We start from the raw sequence: 260 nt of genomic DNA, 5'->3' as shown, positions 1-260 counted from the left end.
CGGGCTGACCTTCTTGAGCAAATGCCGGACCAGGGTTGTCTTGCCGGATCCTATCTCACCGGTAATGACGGTGAAGCCGGCATTGTTCATGACGCCGAACTCCAGCATCGTGAATGCCATGGAGTGCATTTTGCCCCAATAAATCAGGTCGGGGTCGGGGAGAATTGAAAAGGGTTTCTCCTGGAGCTGATAAAACGCCTCGTACATTGAACTTCCTTAGCCCGGCTACACACCCTTATAGCGTACTTCGGGGAATTACC

At 52.7% G+C, this 260-nt stretch carries 1 protein-coding gene; it reads right to left on the bottom strand.

The annotated features are described in order from the left end of the window. A partial coding sequence (locus KJQ96_RS39275) for a GTP-binding protein (RefSeq protein WP_305831083.1) occupies positions 1-207 on the bottom strand: 207 nt, incomplete at its 3' end. Positions 208-260 lie beyond the last annotated feature (53 nt).

Source organism: Bradyrhizobium sp. sGM-13, assembly GCF_018398875.1.
Taxonomy (GTDB): Bacteria; Pseudomonadota; Alphaproteobacteria; order Rhizobiales; family Xanthobacteraceae; genus Bradyrhizobium.
The sequence above is the reverse complement of the archived record's forward strand: the minus strand, read 5'-3'. Positions and strand labels throughout refer to the sequence as shown.